Here is a 638-nt window from a genome sequence, read left to right on the forward strand (position 1 = left end):
GCCTTACCTCTTTTCAACGCGCCCGCGTGGATGAGAAGCTGCCCGGGCGCAGGTGATGCGGATATGGTTGTCATGCTGGCTGCCGTTGAAGGCTCCGGAGGCTTTGCCGCCCGCATCACCGCCCTTGATCGACCGCTGATTACGCGCTGCCGTTGATGGCTATGTAAGGCGATGCAGGCGAGACGGGGCGAGCGGCCAGACCGCAACGAGAGGGAGGTATGATGCGCGTTTCGGTAGGAATCGACGTTGCTAAAACGGTGCATTGGGCCTGCGCCGTCGATGAGGCGGGACGGATCATGCTTGACCGGGCGGTGGATAACAGCCCGGATCAGATTGCGTCCCTCGTCTTCGATCTGCGTGCACTCGGCGGTGAACCTGTCATCGGTCTCGACATTGTCGGTTCTTTCGCCAGTTTCCTTGAAGCCTCTTTGCTGGCCGAAGGGTTCCGGCTCGTGCACGCGCCGGGCATCGCAGTCAATCGCGCCGGACAAGGCTTTGCCGGCGGAGAGCGCAAATCCGATCCGCGCGATGCCCGAACGATTGCCGACCTGGTCCGCACCCGCGACCTGCGCCCGATCCTGCCGGACGATGCAACGGTCACCGCGATCCGTTTGAAAGTGGGGCGCAGACGCGATCTG

1 protein-coding gene is annotated in these 638 nt (G+C 63.0%); it reads left to right on the forward strand.

Features of this window, described 5'->3' with window-relative positions; all coding sequences use genetic code 11:
* Window positions 1–221: 221 nt before the first annotated feature.
* A partial coding sequence (locus tag MKZ91_RS31525; protein ID WP_442892379.1) for an IS110 family transposase occupies window positions 222–638 on the forward strand: 417 nt, incomplete at its 3' end.

Source organism: Ensifer sp. MJa1 (assembly GCF_037026475.1).
Lineage (GTDB): Bacteria > Pseudomonadota > Alphaproteobacteria > Rhizobiales > Rhizobiaceae > Ensifer.